This window comes from Pseudomonas sp. RIT-PI-o (genome assembly GCF_001297215.1).
GTDB lineage: Bacteria > Pseudomonadota > Gammaproteobacteria > Pseudomonadales > Pseudomonadaceae > Aquipseudomonas > Aquipseudomonas moraviensis_A.
The window spans coordinates 18433-33701 of record NZ_LHPA01000013.1; the positions used below are offsets into that span (position 1 = coordinate 18433).

Here is a 15269-nt window from a genome sequence, read left to right on the forward strand (position 1 = left end):
CTCACTCCTACAGGGGGTCGCATTCGCCCGGCAGACAGGCCCTAACAGTAAATCAAGCGCAGCGCTTTTGTTGAGCAGGTTTTCGCAAACCGAGACTATGGTCTGACGGGTTGTCGATCCATGCATTTGCGTAGACCATGGGCGCCTTGGTTTTTGCCGATGCCTGAGTTCTTTGTCATGACTGCCCACTCCCCAGCCCGACCGGCGCCATTCAGCCGTTCCGACTACAAGACCCTCGGCCTTGCGGCGCTCGGCGGGGCGCTGGAAATCTACGATTTCATCATTTTCGTGTTCTTCGCGCTGACCCTGAGTCAGCTGTTCTTCCCGCCGGAAATGCCCGAGTGGCTGAGATTGCTGCAGAGCTTCGGCATCTTCGTTACCGGTTATCTGGCGCGGCCACTGGGCGGGATTCTGATGGCGCATTTCGCCGACCGCCTGGGCCGCAAAAAAGTCTTCAGCCTGAGCATTCTGATGATGGCGCTGCCGTGCCTGTTGATCGGAATCATGCCGACCTACGCACAGATCGGCTATTTCGCACCCTTGCTGTTGCTGGCGCTGCGCATTCTGCAGGGCGCGGCCGTGGGCGGCGAAGTGCCGAGTGCCTGGGTGTTCGTCGCCGAGCACGCGCCTATCGGGCATCGCGGTTACGCCCTCGGATTTTTGCAGGCTGGCCTGACCTTCGGTTACCTGATCGGCGCACTGACCGCGACCTTCCTCGCGCAAGTCTTTACCTCCGCTGAAATTCTCGATTACGCCTGGCGCTACCCGTTTCTGCTCGGTGGCGTGTTCGGCGTGGTGGGCGTTTATCTGCGTCGCTGGCTCAGCGAAACCCCGGTGTTCATGGCCATGGAAGCGCAACGCGAGGCGCGGGTCGAGCTGCCGCTGCGCACGGTATTGCGTGAGCATCGGCTGGCCATGCTGCCGGCGATGCTGCTTACCTGCGTGCTGACCTCGGCGGTGGTGGTGTTCGTCGTCATCACCCCGACAATGATGCAGAAAACCTTTGGCATGACCGCCAGCCACACCTTCGGCCTCAGTGCCTTGGGCATCGTTTTTCTCAATATCGGCTGCGTGATCGCCGGGCTGCTGGTCGACCGCATTGGCGCCTGGCGTACGGTCATGCTCTACAGCCTGTTGCTGCCATTGGGCATTGGCGTGTTGTATGGCTGTTTGAACACGGGGGGGCACTGGACTGGCATCGCCTATGCGGTCGCAGGTCTGGCTTGTGGGGTAGTGGGTGCGGTGCCTTCGGTAATGGTCGGGTTGTTCCCGGCGCGGATTCGCGTGTCGGGCATTTCCTTCACCTACAACATTGCCTACGCCGCCTGGGCAAGTATCTCACCGCTGCTGCTGATTGGTCTGATGCCGTGGAGCCCATGGATCTGCGTGATGTTCTGTGCAGTGATGGGCGCGGTGGGGATTTTGACAGCGGCGTATTTCGCTGCACGCATGCCGCGCACGGGGCCGTGTCAGGCGGCGGGCGCGGCCTGAGCGGACCGCGCTGCAGTATTTTCGACTGACGGATCTTGAGCTGGCTTCAGAAAAACTCTCCAAGGCCGATGGCTAGGTTGTATCCGCTTACTACCCTGCCATCGGTGCTTTCCCATGTTCAATAAACGCTTGAAGCAAGAGCTGGCCGCTCTCCGTGAAGAACTCTCCAGCCTTGTACAAGTGAAGGAAAGCCTGGAAAGCGAAATGCTCGCGCTGACCCTTGAGCCCGACGGGCGGATTCGTTCGGTCAACCAGAACTTCCTCAGTGAAATGTTCTACAAGAGCCAGGATTTGATCGGCCGAGCGATCGAAGACATCGTGCCGGCCCACGTCAAAACCGACGAATTCCACCAGCGCTTCAAAAACTCGATGAGCCGTGGCGAGCATTTCGCCGGCGCCGTGCGCCTGTTGCGCGGCAATGGTGGCGAGGCGTGGCTGCGTTCGATCGTGCAACCGGTACGCGCCTCCGATGGCCGGATCAGACACATCTCCTTCTACGCCAGCGACCTCACCCGCACCATCGAAGCCTCACGCGAGCATGAAAACCTGATCGGCGCGCTGGTGCGTTCCACTGCCGTGATCGAGTTCGACCTCAGCGGCAATGTGCTCAGCGCCAATGATCGTTTTCTAAACGGCATGGGTTACAGCCTGGCCCAGATCAAAGGCAAACATCACCGCACGTTCTGCGCCCCGGAAGAATACAACAGCGCCGAGTACCAGAACTTCTGGCGGCGCCTGAACAGCGGTGAGTTCGTCGCAGGCCGCTTCAAGCGGATCGACAGCCATGGCCGTACGGTGTGGCTTGAGGCGTCCTACAACCCGGTGGTCGATGCCAACGACAAACTGTACAAAGTGGTGAAGTTCGCCACGGTGATCACCGATCAGGTCAACCGCGAGCAAGCGGTTGCCGACGCAGCGAGCATCGCTTACAGCACTTCGCAACAAACCGATAGCACCGCGCAACGCGGCACCACGGTGGTCACCGAAGCGGTGAACGTGATGCGTGACCTGTCACGGCACATGCAAGCGGCCGGTGAAGGGATCGAGGCGCTGAACGAGCAGTCGCTGGTGATCGGCACCATCGTCAAAACCATCAGCGGCATTGCCGAACAGACCAACCTGCTGGCGCTCAACGCCGCCATCGAAGCCGCCCGTGCCGGCGAACAGGGCCGTGGTTTTGCCGTGGTTGCGGACGAGGTCCGGCAACTGGCCTCGCGCACCAGCCAGGCGACGGACGAAATCGTCGGCGTGGTGCGGCAGAACCAGGAAATGGCCCGCAGCGCCGTGGCGCTGATGACCGACGGCAAGCTTCAGGCTGAACAAGGCCTGGCACTGGCAGCGGAGGCGGGCACGGTGATCGTGGAGATTCAGGACGGTGCGCAAAAAGTGGTGGATGCGGTGGGGCAGTTTGCCAATCAGCTATCCCATTGACACCGCACTGATCGTTCCCTTGTAGGAGTGAGCCTGCTCGCGATAGCGGTCTGACATTTAACTTTGATGTTGACTGGCAGACCGTTATCGCGAGCTGGCTCACTCCTACAGGTTCTGTGATTCTCCAGTGACAACGCTACAATCGGCTCCTTTTCCCCCGGAGCAGATCCCATGAGCGACTCCCACCGCCGTCCGGTACCCCTGAACAAAGCCTATCGCCTGCTCAATCACGGGCCGACCGTTCTCGTCAGTGCCGCTCACGACGGGCAACGCAATATCATGGCCGCCGCCTGGGCCATGCCGCTGGATTTCGAACCGTCGAAAGTCGCCGTCGTCCTCGACAAATCCACCTGGACCCGCCAGTTGCTCGAAGCCTCCGGCACCTTTGTGCTGAACGTGCCGTGCGTCAATCAGGCCGATATTGTGCAAACCGTCGGCAACACGTCCGGCCTGGAAATCACCCGCGATCAGGGGAAGGACAAATTTCAGGCGTATGGCCTGCACGCCTTCGCGGGCGAACACATTGAAGCGCCGTTGCTGGAAGGCTGTGTCGCCTGGCTCGAATGCCGCCTGCTGCCGGAGCCGCGCAATCACGAGCAATACGACCTGTTCCTCGCCGAAGTCATAGCCGCCCAGGCGGACGAGCGTGTGTTCAGCGATGGGCGCTGGCATTTCGAAGGGCAGGATGGATTGCGCACGCTGCATCATGTTGCGGGCGGGCATTTCCTGAAGATTGGGGATGGAGTGGACGGCAAGACGCTTGCGGTTTAACGGGTGTTGATGGAAAACCGTCAGCGGATGTAGCAAGGTAGACGTCTCATTTCACCTGACAGGCGCAACGCTCATGGACGTTTCTGTTGCCGGATATCTGGCCCCTTTGCTGTCGCTTACGCTGTTGTGGACAGTGGCGGTGGTCACGCCCGGGCCGAATTTCTTCAACATCGCGCAACTCGCGGCCAGTCACTCGCGCCGACATGGCGTGGTGGCTGCGCTGGGCGTGGCCACCGGCACGGTGTTGTGGGGCCTTGCCGGCGGCTTGGGAATCAAGACGCTGTTCAGCGCCGCGCCGACCCTCTATCTGGGCTTCAAGATTGCCGGCGGTTGCTACCTGATTTATCTGGGAGTGAAGCAATTCAAGCGCAAGGCTGCGATTGCCCCGGGTACGCCGGCTGCGCCCCGGCAGACTTATTTCGGCGTCTACGCTCGCGGTTTCCTCGGCAACATGACCAACCCGAAATCGGCACTGTTCGTCGCCACCATCTTCGCCACCGCCATGCCGGCCCACGTACCGCCGCTCCTGCTGGCGCTGGCCGTGATGACCATGGCCACGCTGTCGTTCAGCTGGTATTGCAGCGTCGCCCTGTTCTTCGCCAGCCGTCGGGTTGCCGGTGTCTACGAGCGGTCACGCCAGTGGCTGGATCGGTTGGCAGGTGGGTGCTATTTGCTGTTTGGGGTGCATTTGGTGGCGAATCGCTGATCGATAAGACAGTAGCCGTGAGGAGAAAAAACTTACCTCCCGGTAAGCCTTTTCTCCCCACTTCGTAATACTCAATCCCCCAACGCTTCTCCCTCACGCCGAGGATCGGCTCCCCCCGTCAACGTCGCTTTGCCTTGCGCATCCTTCACCCGCACGATCGCTTGGGTGCCGCTGGTCATGTCGATTTCACTGACCGTGTGGCCTTTGTCTTTCAACGCCTGAATCAGCGCCGGGCTGAACTGTCCCTGTTCCAGTTCGGTCGGGCCGTTGCGGCTGCCGAAGTTGGGCAGGTTGATCGCACTTTGTGCATCGAGGTTCCAGTCGAGCAGGCCGATGGTGGTTTTCGCAACGTATTCGATGATTTGCGAGCCGCCGGGGGAGCCGACCGTGGCGACAAATTCGCCAGTGTTGCGATCAAAGATCAGCGTCGGCGCCATCGACGAGCGTGGGCGTTTCCCCGGTTCGACGCGGTTGGCGACTTTCTGCCCGTTCTCTTCGGGGATGAACGAGAAGTCGGTCATCTGGTTGTTCAGCAGAAAACCCTGAACCATCAGGTGCGAGCCGAACGCGGCTTCGATGGTGGTGGTCATCGACACGGCGCCGCCGAGGTCATCCACCGCCACCACTTGCGAGGTCGAGATGCGCAGCGGCGAGCGATCCGGTGCGTAGGCCACCTGCACGCCCGGCGGTGTACCCGGTCTGGCGCTGCCCATGCTGCGTTCGCCGATCAGACTGGCGCGGCTGGCCAGATAGGCCGGATCGAGCAACCCTTTTACCGGCACCGGGACGAAGTCGGTGTCGGCGACGTATTGCGCGCGGTCGGCATAGGCCAGGCGTTCGGCCTCGGCGATCAGATGCACGGCTTGCGGATTCGGTTCGATGCCGGCCGGCTTATTGGTTCGGACCGGTTTGAGCGGGGTAAGTGACAGGCGTGGGTCGCGAGTTTCCAGCGCCTGCAACGTGCCGAGAATCTGCGCCACGGCGATCCCTCCCGACGACGGCGGCGGCATGCCGCAGACCTGCCAGCGTTTGTAATCAGTACACAGCGGCGCGCGTTCCTTGGCCTGATAATGCTGCAAATCGTTCAGCGACAGACTGCCGGGGTTGGCGTGCTGTTGAACCTTGGCGACGATCTCTTCTGCGATCGGACCTTTGTACAGCGCATCGGCACCTTCATTGGCGATGCGTTTGAGCACGGCGGCCAACTTCGGGTTCTGCAGGCGCGTGCCGACAGCTTTGACGCTGTCATTGTCATTGAGAAAGTACGCGGCCATGTCCGGCGACTGACGTATCAGTGGATCGGCAATCAGCAGCGAATGCAGGCGCGGGGAAATTGCGAAGCCTTGCTTGGCCAGTTCGATCGCCGGCTCAAACAACTTCGCCCAGGGCAGGCGACCATGTTGTCGATGCGCCAGCTCCAGCGCGCGCAACACCCCCGGCGTCCCGACCGATCGCCCGCCGATCTGCGCTTGCGTGAAGGCCATCGGTTTACCATCAGTCTTCAGGAACAGCTCCTCGGTGGCCCCGGACGGCGCGGTTTCGCGGCCGTCATAGGTGCGCACCTGCTTGCCATCCCACAACACAATCATCGCCCCGCCACCGATCCCGGAAGACTGCGGCTCAACCAGCGTCAACACCGCCTGCATCGCAATCGCCGCATCAATCGCCGAACCACCCTGACGCAACATTTCCCGCCCGGCTTCAGCCGCCAGCGGATTGGCAGCAGCGGCCATGTGTTTATCGGCGTGACGGGTTTGCAGATCAGTGCGGTAACCGGAAGCGGCTTCCGGTGCTAGCGGCAAGGAAGAAGAGGGCGGGGCGTTGCATGCGGTGAGGGTCAGGGCGCTGACAAGCAGTGTCAGGGCTGGCAGGCGAAAGCGGCTCAAGGGCTGGGCTGGAAACACGCGGGCTCTCCGTCCGTGGGGGTAAAAGTCTAGGGGACTTTATCTAGCGGGCCGGCGGTGTGCAAACCGGGTGGGGATTACTGCCCCCCCCGCTCAGCGGCGGCGCCAATCGATTGGCCGAAAACGATGCCCTTGTGGGAGCGAGCCTGCTCGCGAAAGCGATCCCCGCGGAGTTTTTCTGTTGGGATGCGCGCCATTGATCCGCTGAGGTAAGCGGTAGTTTACGAGTGAAGCAAAGCGCAACTTTTCTCAAGGCATAAAAAAACGGCCTACCTTTCGGTAAGCCGTTTTTAGTACTTGGTGGCTACACAGGGACTTGAACCCCGGACCCCAGCATTATGAATGCTATGCTCTAACCAACTGAGCTATGTAGCCAAGTGGCGCGCATTATTCCCCTGAATTGGCAAAGCGTCAAGCGTAAATCGAAAATATTTCTTCCTGTTTTCAACCGCTTATCCTCGGACCCCGAAAATCGGGGGCGGGGAGGGCGTCAGCGTAGCTGGAATCTGGCGGTATTGGCGTTCAGGGCATCGCTGCCCTGGCTCAAGGTATCCGCCGCGAGGTTCACCGCGCGTGCGCTTTCAAGCAAACGCACCGCCGCCTGATCGACCTGTTGGATATTGCAGCTGACTTCATCGGCGGTGGTGGCCTGTTCTTCAACCGCCGTGGCGATCTGCGCCAGGGTGTCGGTGACGCTTTGAACGGCGCTGGCGATTTCGCCCAGGCGTTCGCCGAGTCCGGTGACCGCTTCGGCATCCGACTGAGCCTGGCCGCAGGCGGCCTCCATCAGGCTCACGGCTTCGTTGACCGTGGCGCGCAGGCTGTCGACGGTGCCGGCGATTTGCGCGGTGGACGATTGCGTGCGTTGCGAGAGGCTGCGCACCTCGTCAGCGACCACGGCAAAACCGCGACCCTGTTCCCCGGCGCGGGCGGCTTCGATGGCGGCATTGAGTGCGAGCAGGTTGGTCTGCTCGGCGACGCCACGGATGGTGTCGACCACCAGTTGAATCTGTTGGCCTTGCTCGCTTACCCGGCCGAGCGCGGCGGCGGTGTCGTTCAGCCGCTGATTGAGTTGCTGAATGCTTGCCGTGGTGCGCTGGCTGTCGCGGCTGCTGTCGGCGGCGATGCGCCGGGTGTGCTGGGCGCTGCCGGAGGCCTGTTCGCAACTCTGCGCGACGCCTTGCGAGGTGGCGGCCAATTGCGTGGCGGCAGCGGCGATCTGGCTGATCTGCAACTGCTGCGCCTCGACTTCACCTAGGGCGCCGCTGGAGTGTTGGTTGAGGCTACGCACCGCGTTGCTCAGCTGCGAGGTCTCGTGGTCGACGCCGAGCATGCTGCTGCGCAGTTGCACCACGGCGACGTTGAGCGCAGTGCTGATCGCCGCCAGCTCATCGCGGCCCACCACCGGCACTTGCAGGCTCAGGTTGCCGTCGCGCAAAGCTTCGGCGAGCAGGGTGATGCCGCTGGCGCTGCGGCGGATCGAGGCTTGCAGGCAGACGAACAGGTACAGCGCCGCCAACAGCAGGCATCCGAAAATTGCCGCGACAACCATGAACTGGCGGATCGCCGAGCTGTAATAGGCATCGAGCCGTTGATCCAGCGCCACCAGCGACTGCTGGCGCAGCGAGGCGAGGTCGCTGAGCAACGCGTCGAGGCTGCGTTCGAAGTCTTCCGGCTTGAGGGTGATGCTGCCGCCGAAAACGCCGTCGTCGAGGACTTTCAGGCCGCCGTCGAGATGTTTCAGGCTGTCGTGATACTGGCCAGCCCAGGCTTGCAGCTCGACTGGCAGACGCGCCTCCAGCAGGCCGGCGGTTTTCACCAGTTGCTCGCGGGCGTCGCCGATGCGGCTGCGCAGGTCGCGCAACTGCAAGCGGCTCTGCAGGGTGAACTGGCCGGAGACGACTGAGGCCTGACCGACCGCCGCGAGACGCCCGACCCGCTCGATCAGGTCCGGCGCGTGCTGCGTGGAAATCTGCGTCAGCAGGTAGGTTTCCAGCCACGGCGCGAGGGTCAGGCGATTGTCCATGACGATCTGCTCGCGCAACGCTTGCAGCGCGCCCAAGGCATTGGTGAAACGGTCGTAACCGTCCGGCCACCAACCGACGCTGCTGAGGCTTTTCGAGTCCAGGCCATTGAGCGCGGTTTGCAATGCTTGGTAGCGAGCGAGAATTTCACCCTCGGCGCCTTGCTGATTCAGCGCATTGCCCAGCTCCGTGGTGGCTTGCAGTACCGCCGGTTGCACGCCGTCGAATGCTGCCATTGCGGCGAGGGTGGCCGGTGTCGGCTGACGGTTGGTCTCGGTGGCGCGCCAGCGGGCGGCGCGGTCACGTTGAGCGGCGAGCAGGTTGTCCAGCGCATCCAGCGCAAGCAATTGACCCACGCCGGTACGCTCGCCGGCGATCAGGTTGAGCTTCTCGCGATAATCATGGCCGATCATCAACAGGCTGCCGGCCAACGGCAGAATGAACAGCAGAAACAACAACTGGAATTTACCAGCGAAGCCAAACCGCCCCAGCAATTTGATCCCCGGTGAAAGGAAAGCCTGCATGCCTCATGACTCCTCTGGACACCACGCACCATTGGCGTGCATCGCGAGCTTTTGCGCCGCGACCCGTGCCCTCTAAAAGGCCTCGAAAGTTCACCCTCGCCCGCTCTGTAGGCCGGCTCTGTAGCGAAACTTCCCATTGTCGAGCGCCTTTGTAAGGCGATCGTGTTCAAGGGCAGAAGCAAGGCAAGATTCAGACCATGGCGTTGCGCTATCACTTTCTCTTTGAACGGCCCCCCGTAGGAGCTGCCGAAGGCTGCGATCTTTTGCCTTTGATTGTTAAAAGCAAGATCAAAAGATCGCAGCCTTCGGCAGCTCCTACACGGTGATCAATCGTCAATCATTTCGTTAGCTCGCTAAGGGGATGGCGCTGACGCACCGAAAAATGGCACATTGACGCACCTGCCTGCGGGCACCCATCTGCTGTCCGGAATTTTCCATGGCTATCAGCAACGTTCAGAACGACGCTGCCTCGGCGACCGCTGCTCCTCAAAGCAGTCCACTGGTGATGCGCATCATTGGCGCGGTGGCGCTGGCGCATTTGATCAACGACCTGATCCAGTCGGTACTGCCGTCGATCTACCCGATGCTCAAGGCCAACTATGGCCTGACGTTCACCCAGGTCGGCCTCATCACCTTGACCTTCCAGTTGACCGCGTCGCTGTTGCAGCCGTGGGTCGGTTATCACACTGATCGCCACCCGAAACCGTGGCTTTTGCCGGCGGGGACCGTGTGTACCTTGATCGGCATTCTGATGATGTCGGTGGTCGGCAGCTTCCCATTGATTCTGCTGGCAGCGGCGCTGATCGGCATTGGCTCATCGACCTTTCACCCGGAAGCCTCGCGGGTTGCGCGGCTGGCCTCGGGCGGGCGCTTCGGTCTGGCGCAATCGACGTTCCAGGTCGGCGGCAATGCCGGTTCCGCGTTCGGCCCTTTGTTGGCGGCGGCGATCATCATTCCATTCGGCCAGGGCAATGTGGCGTGGTTCGGTCTGTTCGCGGTGTTTGCGCTGTTCGTGCTGTACCGCATCAGCCGTTGGTACGCCAACCATCTGAACCTGTTCAAGCTCAAGGCCGGTCAAGCGGCAACGCACGGCTTGTCGAAGGGCAGGGTGACGAGTGCGCTGGTGGTGCTGGGGCTGCTGGTGTTCTCCAAGTATTTCTACATGGCCAGCTTCACCAGCTACTTCACCTTCTACCTGATCGAGAAGTTCGACCTGTCGGTGGCCAGCTCGCAGTTGCACCTGTTCCTCTTCCTGGGCGCAGTGGCGGCGGGGACGTTCTTCGGCGGGCCGATTGGCGACAAGATCGGGCGCAAGGCAGTCATCTGGTTTTCCATCCTCGGCGTCGCGCCTTTCACCCTGATCCTGCCGCATGTCGATCTGTTCTGGACCAGTATTCTCAGCGTGGTGATCGGCTTCATTCTGGCCTCGGCATTCTCGGCGATCGTGGTGTACGCGCAGGAACTGGTGCCGGGCAATGTAGGGATGATTGCCGGGATTTTCTTCGGCCTGATGTTCGGTTTCGGCGGGATTGGCGCGGCGCTGCTCGGGCATCTGGCGGATGTGCACGGGATTAAGTATGTGTATTTCCTGTGCTCGTTCCTGCCGTTGTTTGGCGTATTGGCAATCTTCTTGCCGCGTACCAAAAAGCACTGATTCACACATTTCCCATTGTAGGAGTGAGCCTGCTCGCGATGGTGGTGTGTCAGTTACGGTTGAATTGACTGACACTCCGCTATCGCGAGCAGGCTCACTCCTACAGGGGATTGGTGGTGTGGCGGAAAATATTTCAGGCACAAAAAAGCCGCGTATCAAACGCGGCTTTTTCGTGTGCGGCTGTTGCTCAGACGTTGAAGCGGAAGTGCATCACGTCGCCGTCCTTGACGATGTAATCCTTGCCTTCCAGGCGCCATTTGCCGGCTTCTTTGGCACCGGCTTCGCCCTTGTACTGGATGAAGTCGTTGTAGGCGATCACTTCGGCGCGGATGAAGCCTTTTTCGAAGTCGGTGTGGATCACGCCGGCAGCCTGAGGTGCGGTGGCGCCGACCTTGACGGTCCACGCGCGGACTTCTTCGACACCGGCGGTGAAGTAGGTCTGCAGGTGGAGCATTTCGTAGCCGGCGCGGATCACGCGGTTCAGGCCTGGCTCTTCCAGGCCCAGGGCCTCGAGGAACATGTCCTTCTCTTCGCCGTCATCGAGCTCGGCGATTTCCGCTTCGATCTTGTTGCACACCGGAACGACCATGGCGCCTTCTTCTTCGGCGATAGCCTTGACCACGTCCAGGTGCGGGTTGTTCTCGAAACCGTCTTCAGCGACGTTGGCGATGTACATGACCGGTTTGGTGGTCAGCAGGTGGAAGCCCTTGATCACGGCTTTTTCATCCGCGCTCATGTTCTTCATCAGGCTGCGCGCCGGCTTGGCTTCGGTGAAGTGCGCGATCAGTTGCTCGAGCAGAGCCTTCTGAACCACGGCGTCCTTGTCACCACCCTTGGCGTTGCGCGCGACTTTCTGCAGTTGCTTCTCGCAGCTGTCGAGGTCGGCGAAGATCAGTTCCAGGTCGATGATTTCGATGTCGCGTTTCGGGTCGACGCTGTTGGAAACGTGGATCACGTTGTCGTCTTCGAAGCAGCGCACGACGTGAGCGATCGCGTCGGTCTCGCGGATGTTGGCGAGGAACTTGTTGCCCAGGCCTTCACCTTTCGAGGCACCGGCAACGAGGCCGGCGATGTCGACGAATTCCATGGTGGTCGGCAGGATGCGTTTTGGATTGACGATGGCCGCCAGAGCTTCCAGACGTGGATCCGGCATCGGCACGATGCCGCTGTTCGGCTCGATGGTGCAGAAGGGGAAGTTCTCCGCCGCGATACCGGATTTGGTCAGGGCGTTGAACAGGGTGGACTTGCCGACGTTAGGCAGGCCGACGATGCCGCAATTGAATCCCATGGTGTTTCCCCTCGGGTAAAAGTCAGGCCTTCTGGCTGTGCAGGTTTTTCATCGCGCGGTTCCATTCCCCGGCGAGGATATCCGGCAGCACGCCGAGGGCAAAGTCGATGCTGGCATCGAGTTTTTCCTGTTCGGCGCGTGGCGCACGACCCAGAACGAAATTTGAAACCATACTGGCGACGCCCGGGTGGCCAATGCCAAGCCGCAGGCGGTAGAACGTATTCTGATTGCCCAGTTGCGCAATGATGTCGCGCAACCCGTTGTGACCGCCATGGCCGCCGCCCTGCTTGAGCTTGGCAACGCCCGGAGGCAGGTCGAGTTCGTCATGCGCCACGAGGATTTCTTCAGGCTGGATGCGGAAGAAACCGGCGAGTGCCGCCACGGCCTGGCCGCTGCGGTTCATGTAAGTGGTGGGAATCAGCAGACGAACATCCTGACCCTGATGCGAATAGCGCCCGGTCAGGCCGAAATATTTGCGATCGGCCACGAGATTCACATTCTGTGCGTGGGCGATGCGCTCAACAAAAAGGGCCCCTGCGTTATGCCGGGTCTGGTCGTATTCGGCGCCTGGATTTCCCAGGCCAACGATCAGTTTGATGGCAGTCACGATAGGGGCCCTTCCTTTGAGTGGTGAGTAACATCGCCGCGATCAGGGAAAGCGGCGAAAGTGGACGAAAAATGCTCATTTACCATGGATGTAAACTCCGCGTTCTCGCCCGCTTTCTCGCTACGTTCCAGTCCGCGATGTTACTTGCTCACTCAGGCATGACAGAGTGAATTACTCTGCTGCGCCTTCTTCGGTAGCTTCTGGAGCAACACGTGGAGCGTGGACGTTGGCAACAGCCTTGTCATCGCCGTGTGCCAGAGCAACGAACTCAACACCTTTAGGAGCTTTGAGGTCCGACAGGTGAATGATGGTGCCGATTTCTGCTTTCGACAGGTCGACTTCGATGAACTCAGGCAGATCTTTTGGCAGGCAGGAAACTTCGATCTCGGCAATAACGTGCGAAACTTCGCCGCCTTTCTTGACCGGAGCTTCTTCGCCAACAAAGTGCACAGGCACGATGGCGGTCAGTTTCTGGCCGGCAACAACGCGTACGAAGTCAGCGTGCATCACGTGGCCTTTGGCCGGGTGACGCTGCAGAGCCTTGATGATGACGTTCTGCTTGGTGCCACCAACGTTCAGCTCGATGATGTGGCTGTAAGCCGCTTCGTTTTCGAGCAGTTTGGCAACTTCCTTGGCCAGCATGCTGATGGATTCAGGGGCTTTGTCGCCACCGTAAACTACAGCTGGAACCAGGCTTGCGAGACGACGCAGGCGGCGGCTCGCACCTTTCCCCAGGTCGGAACGCACTTCAGCATTCAGAGTAAAATCGTTCATTTTGTATCTCCAAAATAGCCATGACCGAGTGGCGTTTGCGACCAGCGCCGAACACGGTATGGGCAAAAAAGCCCCGCCCCGACAGGAATGCCGGGGCGGGGCGCTTTTCGTCAACGAGACATTTCGTGAAGGGCAGGGCCCTTAACGGAACATCGCGCTGATCGATTCTTCATTGCTGATGCGGCGAACCGCTTCGGCAACAACCGGTGCGATATCCAGTTGACGGATACGTGCACAGGCTTGTGCTGCAGCGGACAGCGGGATGGTGTTAGTGACCACCAGCTCGTCCAGCACGGAATTTTCGATATTCTCGATGGCCCGGCCCGACAGCACAGGGTGTGTGCAGTAGGCAAAGACCTTGGCTGCGCCATGCTCTTTCAGGGCCTTGGCCGCGTGGCACAGGGTGCCGGCGGTATCGACCATGTCATCGACGAGAATACAGGTACGCCCTTCGACATCACCGATGATATGCATCACTTCAGAGTGATTGGCTTTCTCACGGCGTTTGTCGATGATCCCGAGATCGACGCCCAGGGATTTGGCAACGGCCCGTGCACGCACGACGCCACCAATGTCCGGGGACACGATCATCAGGTTTTCGAAGCGCTGATCTTCAATGTCATCCACCAGAACCGGGGAGCCGTAGATGTTATCTACCGGAATATCGAAGAAGCCCTGAATCTGGTCAGCATGCAGATCAACCGTGAGAACACGGTCGATGCCGACTACGGTAAGCATGTCAGCGACGACTTTCGCGCTGATGGCCACACGTGCGGAACGCGGACGGCGATCCTGACGGGCATAACCAAAATAAGGAATAACAGCAGTGATACGAGTAGCCGAGGAGCGGCGGAAGGCGTCAGCCATCACTACCAGTTCCATCAGGTTATCGTTGGTCGGAGCGCAGGTCGGCTGAATAATGAAGACGTCTTTACCGCGAACGTTTTCATTGATCTCGGCTGTGATTTCGCCGTCGGAAAACTTGCCGACAGAGATGTCACCGAGAGGGATATGCAGCTGACGTACGACACGCCGAGCCAGATCGGGGTTGGCATTCCCCGTAAAGACCATCATCTTGGACACGCGCAGTACCTAGAGGCTGAGGGTAACCTGGATGAGTAGAGAAAATGGCAGGGGCGGCTGGATTCGAACCAACGCATGGCAGGATCAAAACCTGCTGCCTTACCGCTTGGCGACGCCCCTGTATCTGTTGCTTTCAAGTGCCGGGCACTTGATTCCTTTAGAGCAGACTTTGTAGCTTGCGATGCAACATCGAAACGTTGCTTCCTTTCGCTACAAACCCTGTAAGGGTCTCTGTCAGAAGGGCCGAGACTTTATCAGCTTCAGCTTTGCTTGGGAAGCCCCCAAACACACAACTTCCAGTTCCGGTGAGCTTTGCTTCGGTAAATTTACCTAACAAATCCAATGCGTTACGTACCTCTGGATAACGCCTTGCAACCACCGGCAAGCAGTCATTTCGACTGTTTCCCTCGGGAACGGGGCGCACTTTAATGGGCGGTGTGTTACGTGTCAACAAAGGATCTGAAAAAATTTCTGCCGTACTAACAGAGACTTGCGGCACGAGTACCAGATACCACGGTTCTTCGGGGTCGACCGGGGTCAGTTTCTCGCCGACGCCCTCGGCAAACGCCGCATGGCCACGGACGAATACCGGCACGTCGGCACCGAGTGACAAGCCCAGCGCCGCCAGGCGATCTTCATCCCAGCCCAACTGCCAGAGATGGTTGAGGCCAAGCAAAGTCGTCGCCGCGTTCGAACTGCCGCCGCCGATGCCGCCGCCCATGGGCAGGACTTTGTCGATCCAGATGTCGATGCCAAGCGAGCAGGCGGATTGTTGCTGCAGCATTTTCGCCGCGCGCACGATCAGGTTGCTGTCGTGGGGCACGCCGGCGAACTCGGTGTGCAACTGGATCGCGCCGTCATCGCGCACGGCGAAAGTGATTTCATCGCCGTAATCAAGAAACTGAAACAGCGTCTGCAGCTCGTGATAACCGTCTTCACGGCGACCGAGAATATGCAGCATCAAATTGAGTTTGGCCGGTGAGGGCAGGGTCAGGCGTGCAGCGGTCATGCG

11 protein-coding genes, 2 tRNA genes and 2 pseudogenes are annotated in these 15269 nt (G+C 60.1%); 6 read left to right on the forward strand and 9 right to left on the reverse strand.

Annotated elements, in window-relative coordinates; genetic code table 11:
- The first annotated feature begins 177 nt into the window (after positions 1 to 177).
- From AEQ63_RS05755 to AEQ63_RS05770, 5 genes and pseudogenes are all read left to right on the forward strand, one after another.
- Positions 178 to 1491 carry an MFS transporter gene (locus AEQ63_RS05755; protein WP_064362111.1) on the forward strand — a complete coding sequence of 438 codons (1314 nt, stop codon included), beginning with the start codon at positions 178 to 180 and terminating at the stop codon, positions 1489 to 1491.
- Between the two features lie 204 nt (positions 1492 to 1695).
- Positions 1696 to 2382, forward strand: a pseudogene (locus AEQ63_RS29230) (PAS domain-containing protein); the annotation flags it as partial.
- Between the two features lie 102 nt (positions 2383 to 2484).
- A pseudogene (locus tag AEQ63_RS29235) lies at positions 2485 to 2922 on the forward strand (methyl-accepting chemotaxis protein); the annotation flags it as partial.
- A gap of 171 nt (positions 2923 to 3093) precedes the next feature.
- Positions 3094 to 3693 carry a flavin reductase family protein gene (locus AEQ63_RS05765; protein ID WP_064362113.1) on the forward strand — a complete coding sequence of 200 codons (600 nt, stop codon included), beginning with the start codon at positions 3094 to 3096 and terminating at the stop codon, positions 3691 to 3693.
- 73 nt (positions 3694 to 3766) lie between these two features.
- Complete coding sequence (locus tag AEQ63_RS05770; protein WP_064362114.1) at positions 3767 to 4399, forward strand: LysE family translocator; 633 nt, start codon at positions 3767 to 3769, stop codon at positions 4397 to 4399.
- A 71-nt stretch (positions 4400 to 4470) separates the two neighbouring features.
- Here the strand turns inward: AEQ63_RS05770 and ggt are convergent, their stop codons facing one another.
- From ggt to AEQ63_RS05785, 3 genes are all read right to left on the reverse strand, one after another.
- Positions 4471 to 6303 carry a gamma-glutamyltransferase gene (gene ggt, locus AEQ63_RS05775; protein ID WP_064362115.1) on the reverse strand — a complete coding sequence of 611 codons (1833 nt, stop codon included), beginning with the start codon at positions 6301 to 6303 and terminating at the stop codon, positions 4471 to 4473.
- 298 nt (positions 6304 to 6601) lie between these two features.
- Positions 6602 to 6678 (reverse strand) — tRNA-Met (locus tag AEQ63_RS05780).
- A 115-nt stretch (positions 6679 to 6793) separates the two neighbouring features.
- On the reverse strand, positions 6794 to 8851 hold the full coding sequence (locus AEQ63_RS05785) for a methyl-accepting chemotaxis protein (protein WP_064362116.1): 2058 nt from the start codon (positions 8849 to 8851) through the stop codon (positions 6794 to 6796).
- A gap of 436 nt (positions 8852 to 9287) precedes the next feature.
- Between AEQ63_RS05785 and AEQ63_RS05790 the strand changes: the two genes are divergently transcribed.
- Entirely contained in the window at positions 9288 to 10505 is a 1218-nt protein-coding gene (locus tag AEQ63_RS05790; protein ID WP_064362117.1) for an MFS transporter, read from the forward strand.
- A gap of 187 nt (positions 10506 to 10692) precedes the next feature.
- Here the strand turns inward: AEQ63_RS05790 and ychF are convergent, their stop codons facing one another.
- The 6 genes from ychF to ispE form a co-directional block, all read right to left on the reverse strand.
- Positions 10693 to 11793, reverse strand: coding sequence for a redox-regulated ATPase YchF (gene ychF, locus AEQ63_RS05795; RefSeq protein WP_016773202.1), 1101 nt, complete (start codon positions 11791 to 11793; stop codon positions 10693 to 10695).
- Positions 11794 to 11815: 22 nt separating this feature from the next.
- Positions 11816 to 12400, reverse strand: a complete 585-nt coding sequence (pth, locus tag AEQ63_RS05800) for an aminoacyl-tRNA hydrolase (protein ID WP_042609697.1) — start codon at positions 12398 to 12400, stop codon at positions 11816 to 11818.
- 171 nt (positions 12401 to 12571) lie between these two features.
- Positions 12572 to 13174 carry a 50S ribosomal protein L25/general stress protein Ctc gene (locus AEQ63_RS05805; protein ID WP_064362118.1) on the reverse strand — a complete coding sequence of 201 codons (603 nt, stop codon included), beginning with the start codon at positions 13172 to 13174 and terminating at the stop codon, positions 12572 to 12574.
- A gap of 141 nt (positions 13175 to 13315) precedes the next feature.
- On the reverse strand, positions 13316 to 14257 hold the full coding sequence (locus AEQ63_RS05810; RefSeq protein WP_003171603.1) for a ribose-phosphate pyrophosphokinase: 942 nt from the start codon (positions 14255 to 14257) through the stop codon (positions 13316 to 13318).
- 45 nt (positions 14258 to 14302) lie between these two features.
- Positions 14303 to 14377: transfer RNA gene (locus tag AEQ63_RS05815), tRNA-Gln, on the reverse strand.
- A 37-nt stretch (positions 14378 to 14414) separates the two neighbouring features.
- A complete protein-coding gene (ispE, locus tag AEQ63_RS05820) occupies positions 14415 to 15266 on the reverse strand; it encodes a 4-(cytidine 5'-diphospho)-2-C-methyl-D-erythritol kinase (RefSeq protein ID WP_064362119.1) in 852 nt (283 codons plus the stop codon).
- Between the last annotated feature and the right edge of the window lie 3 nt (positions 15267 to 15269).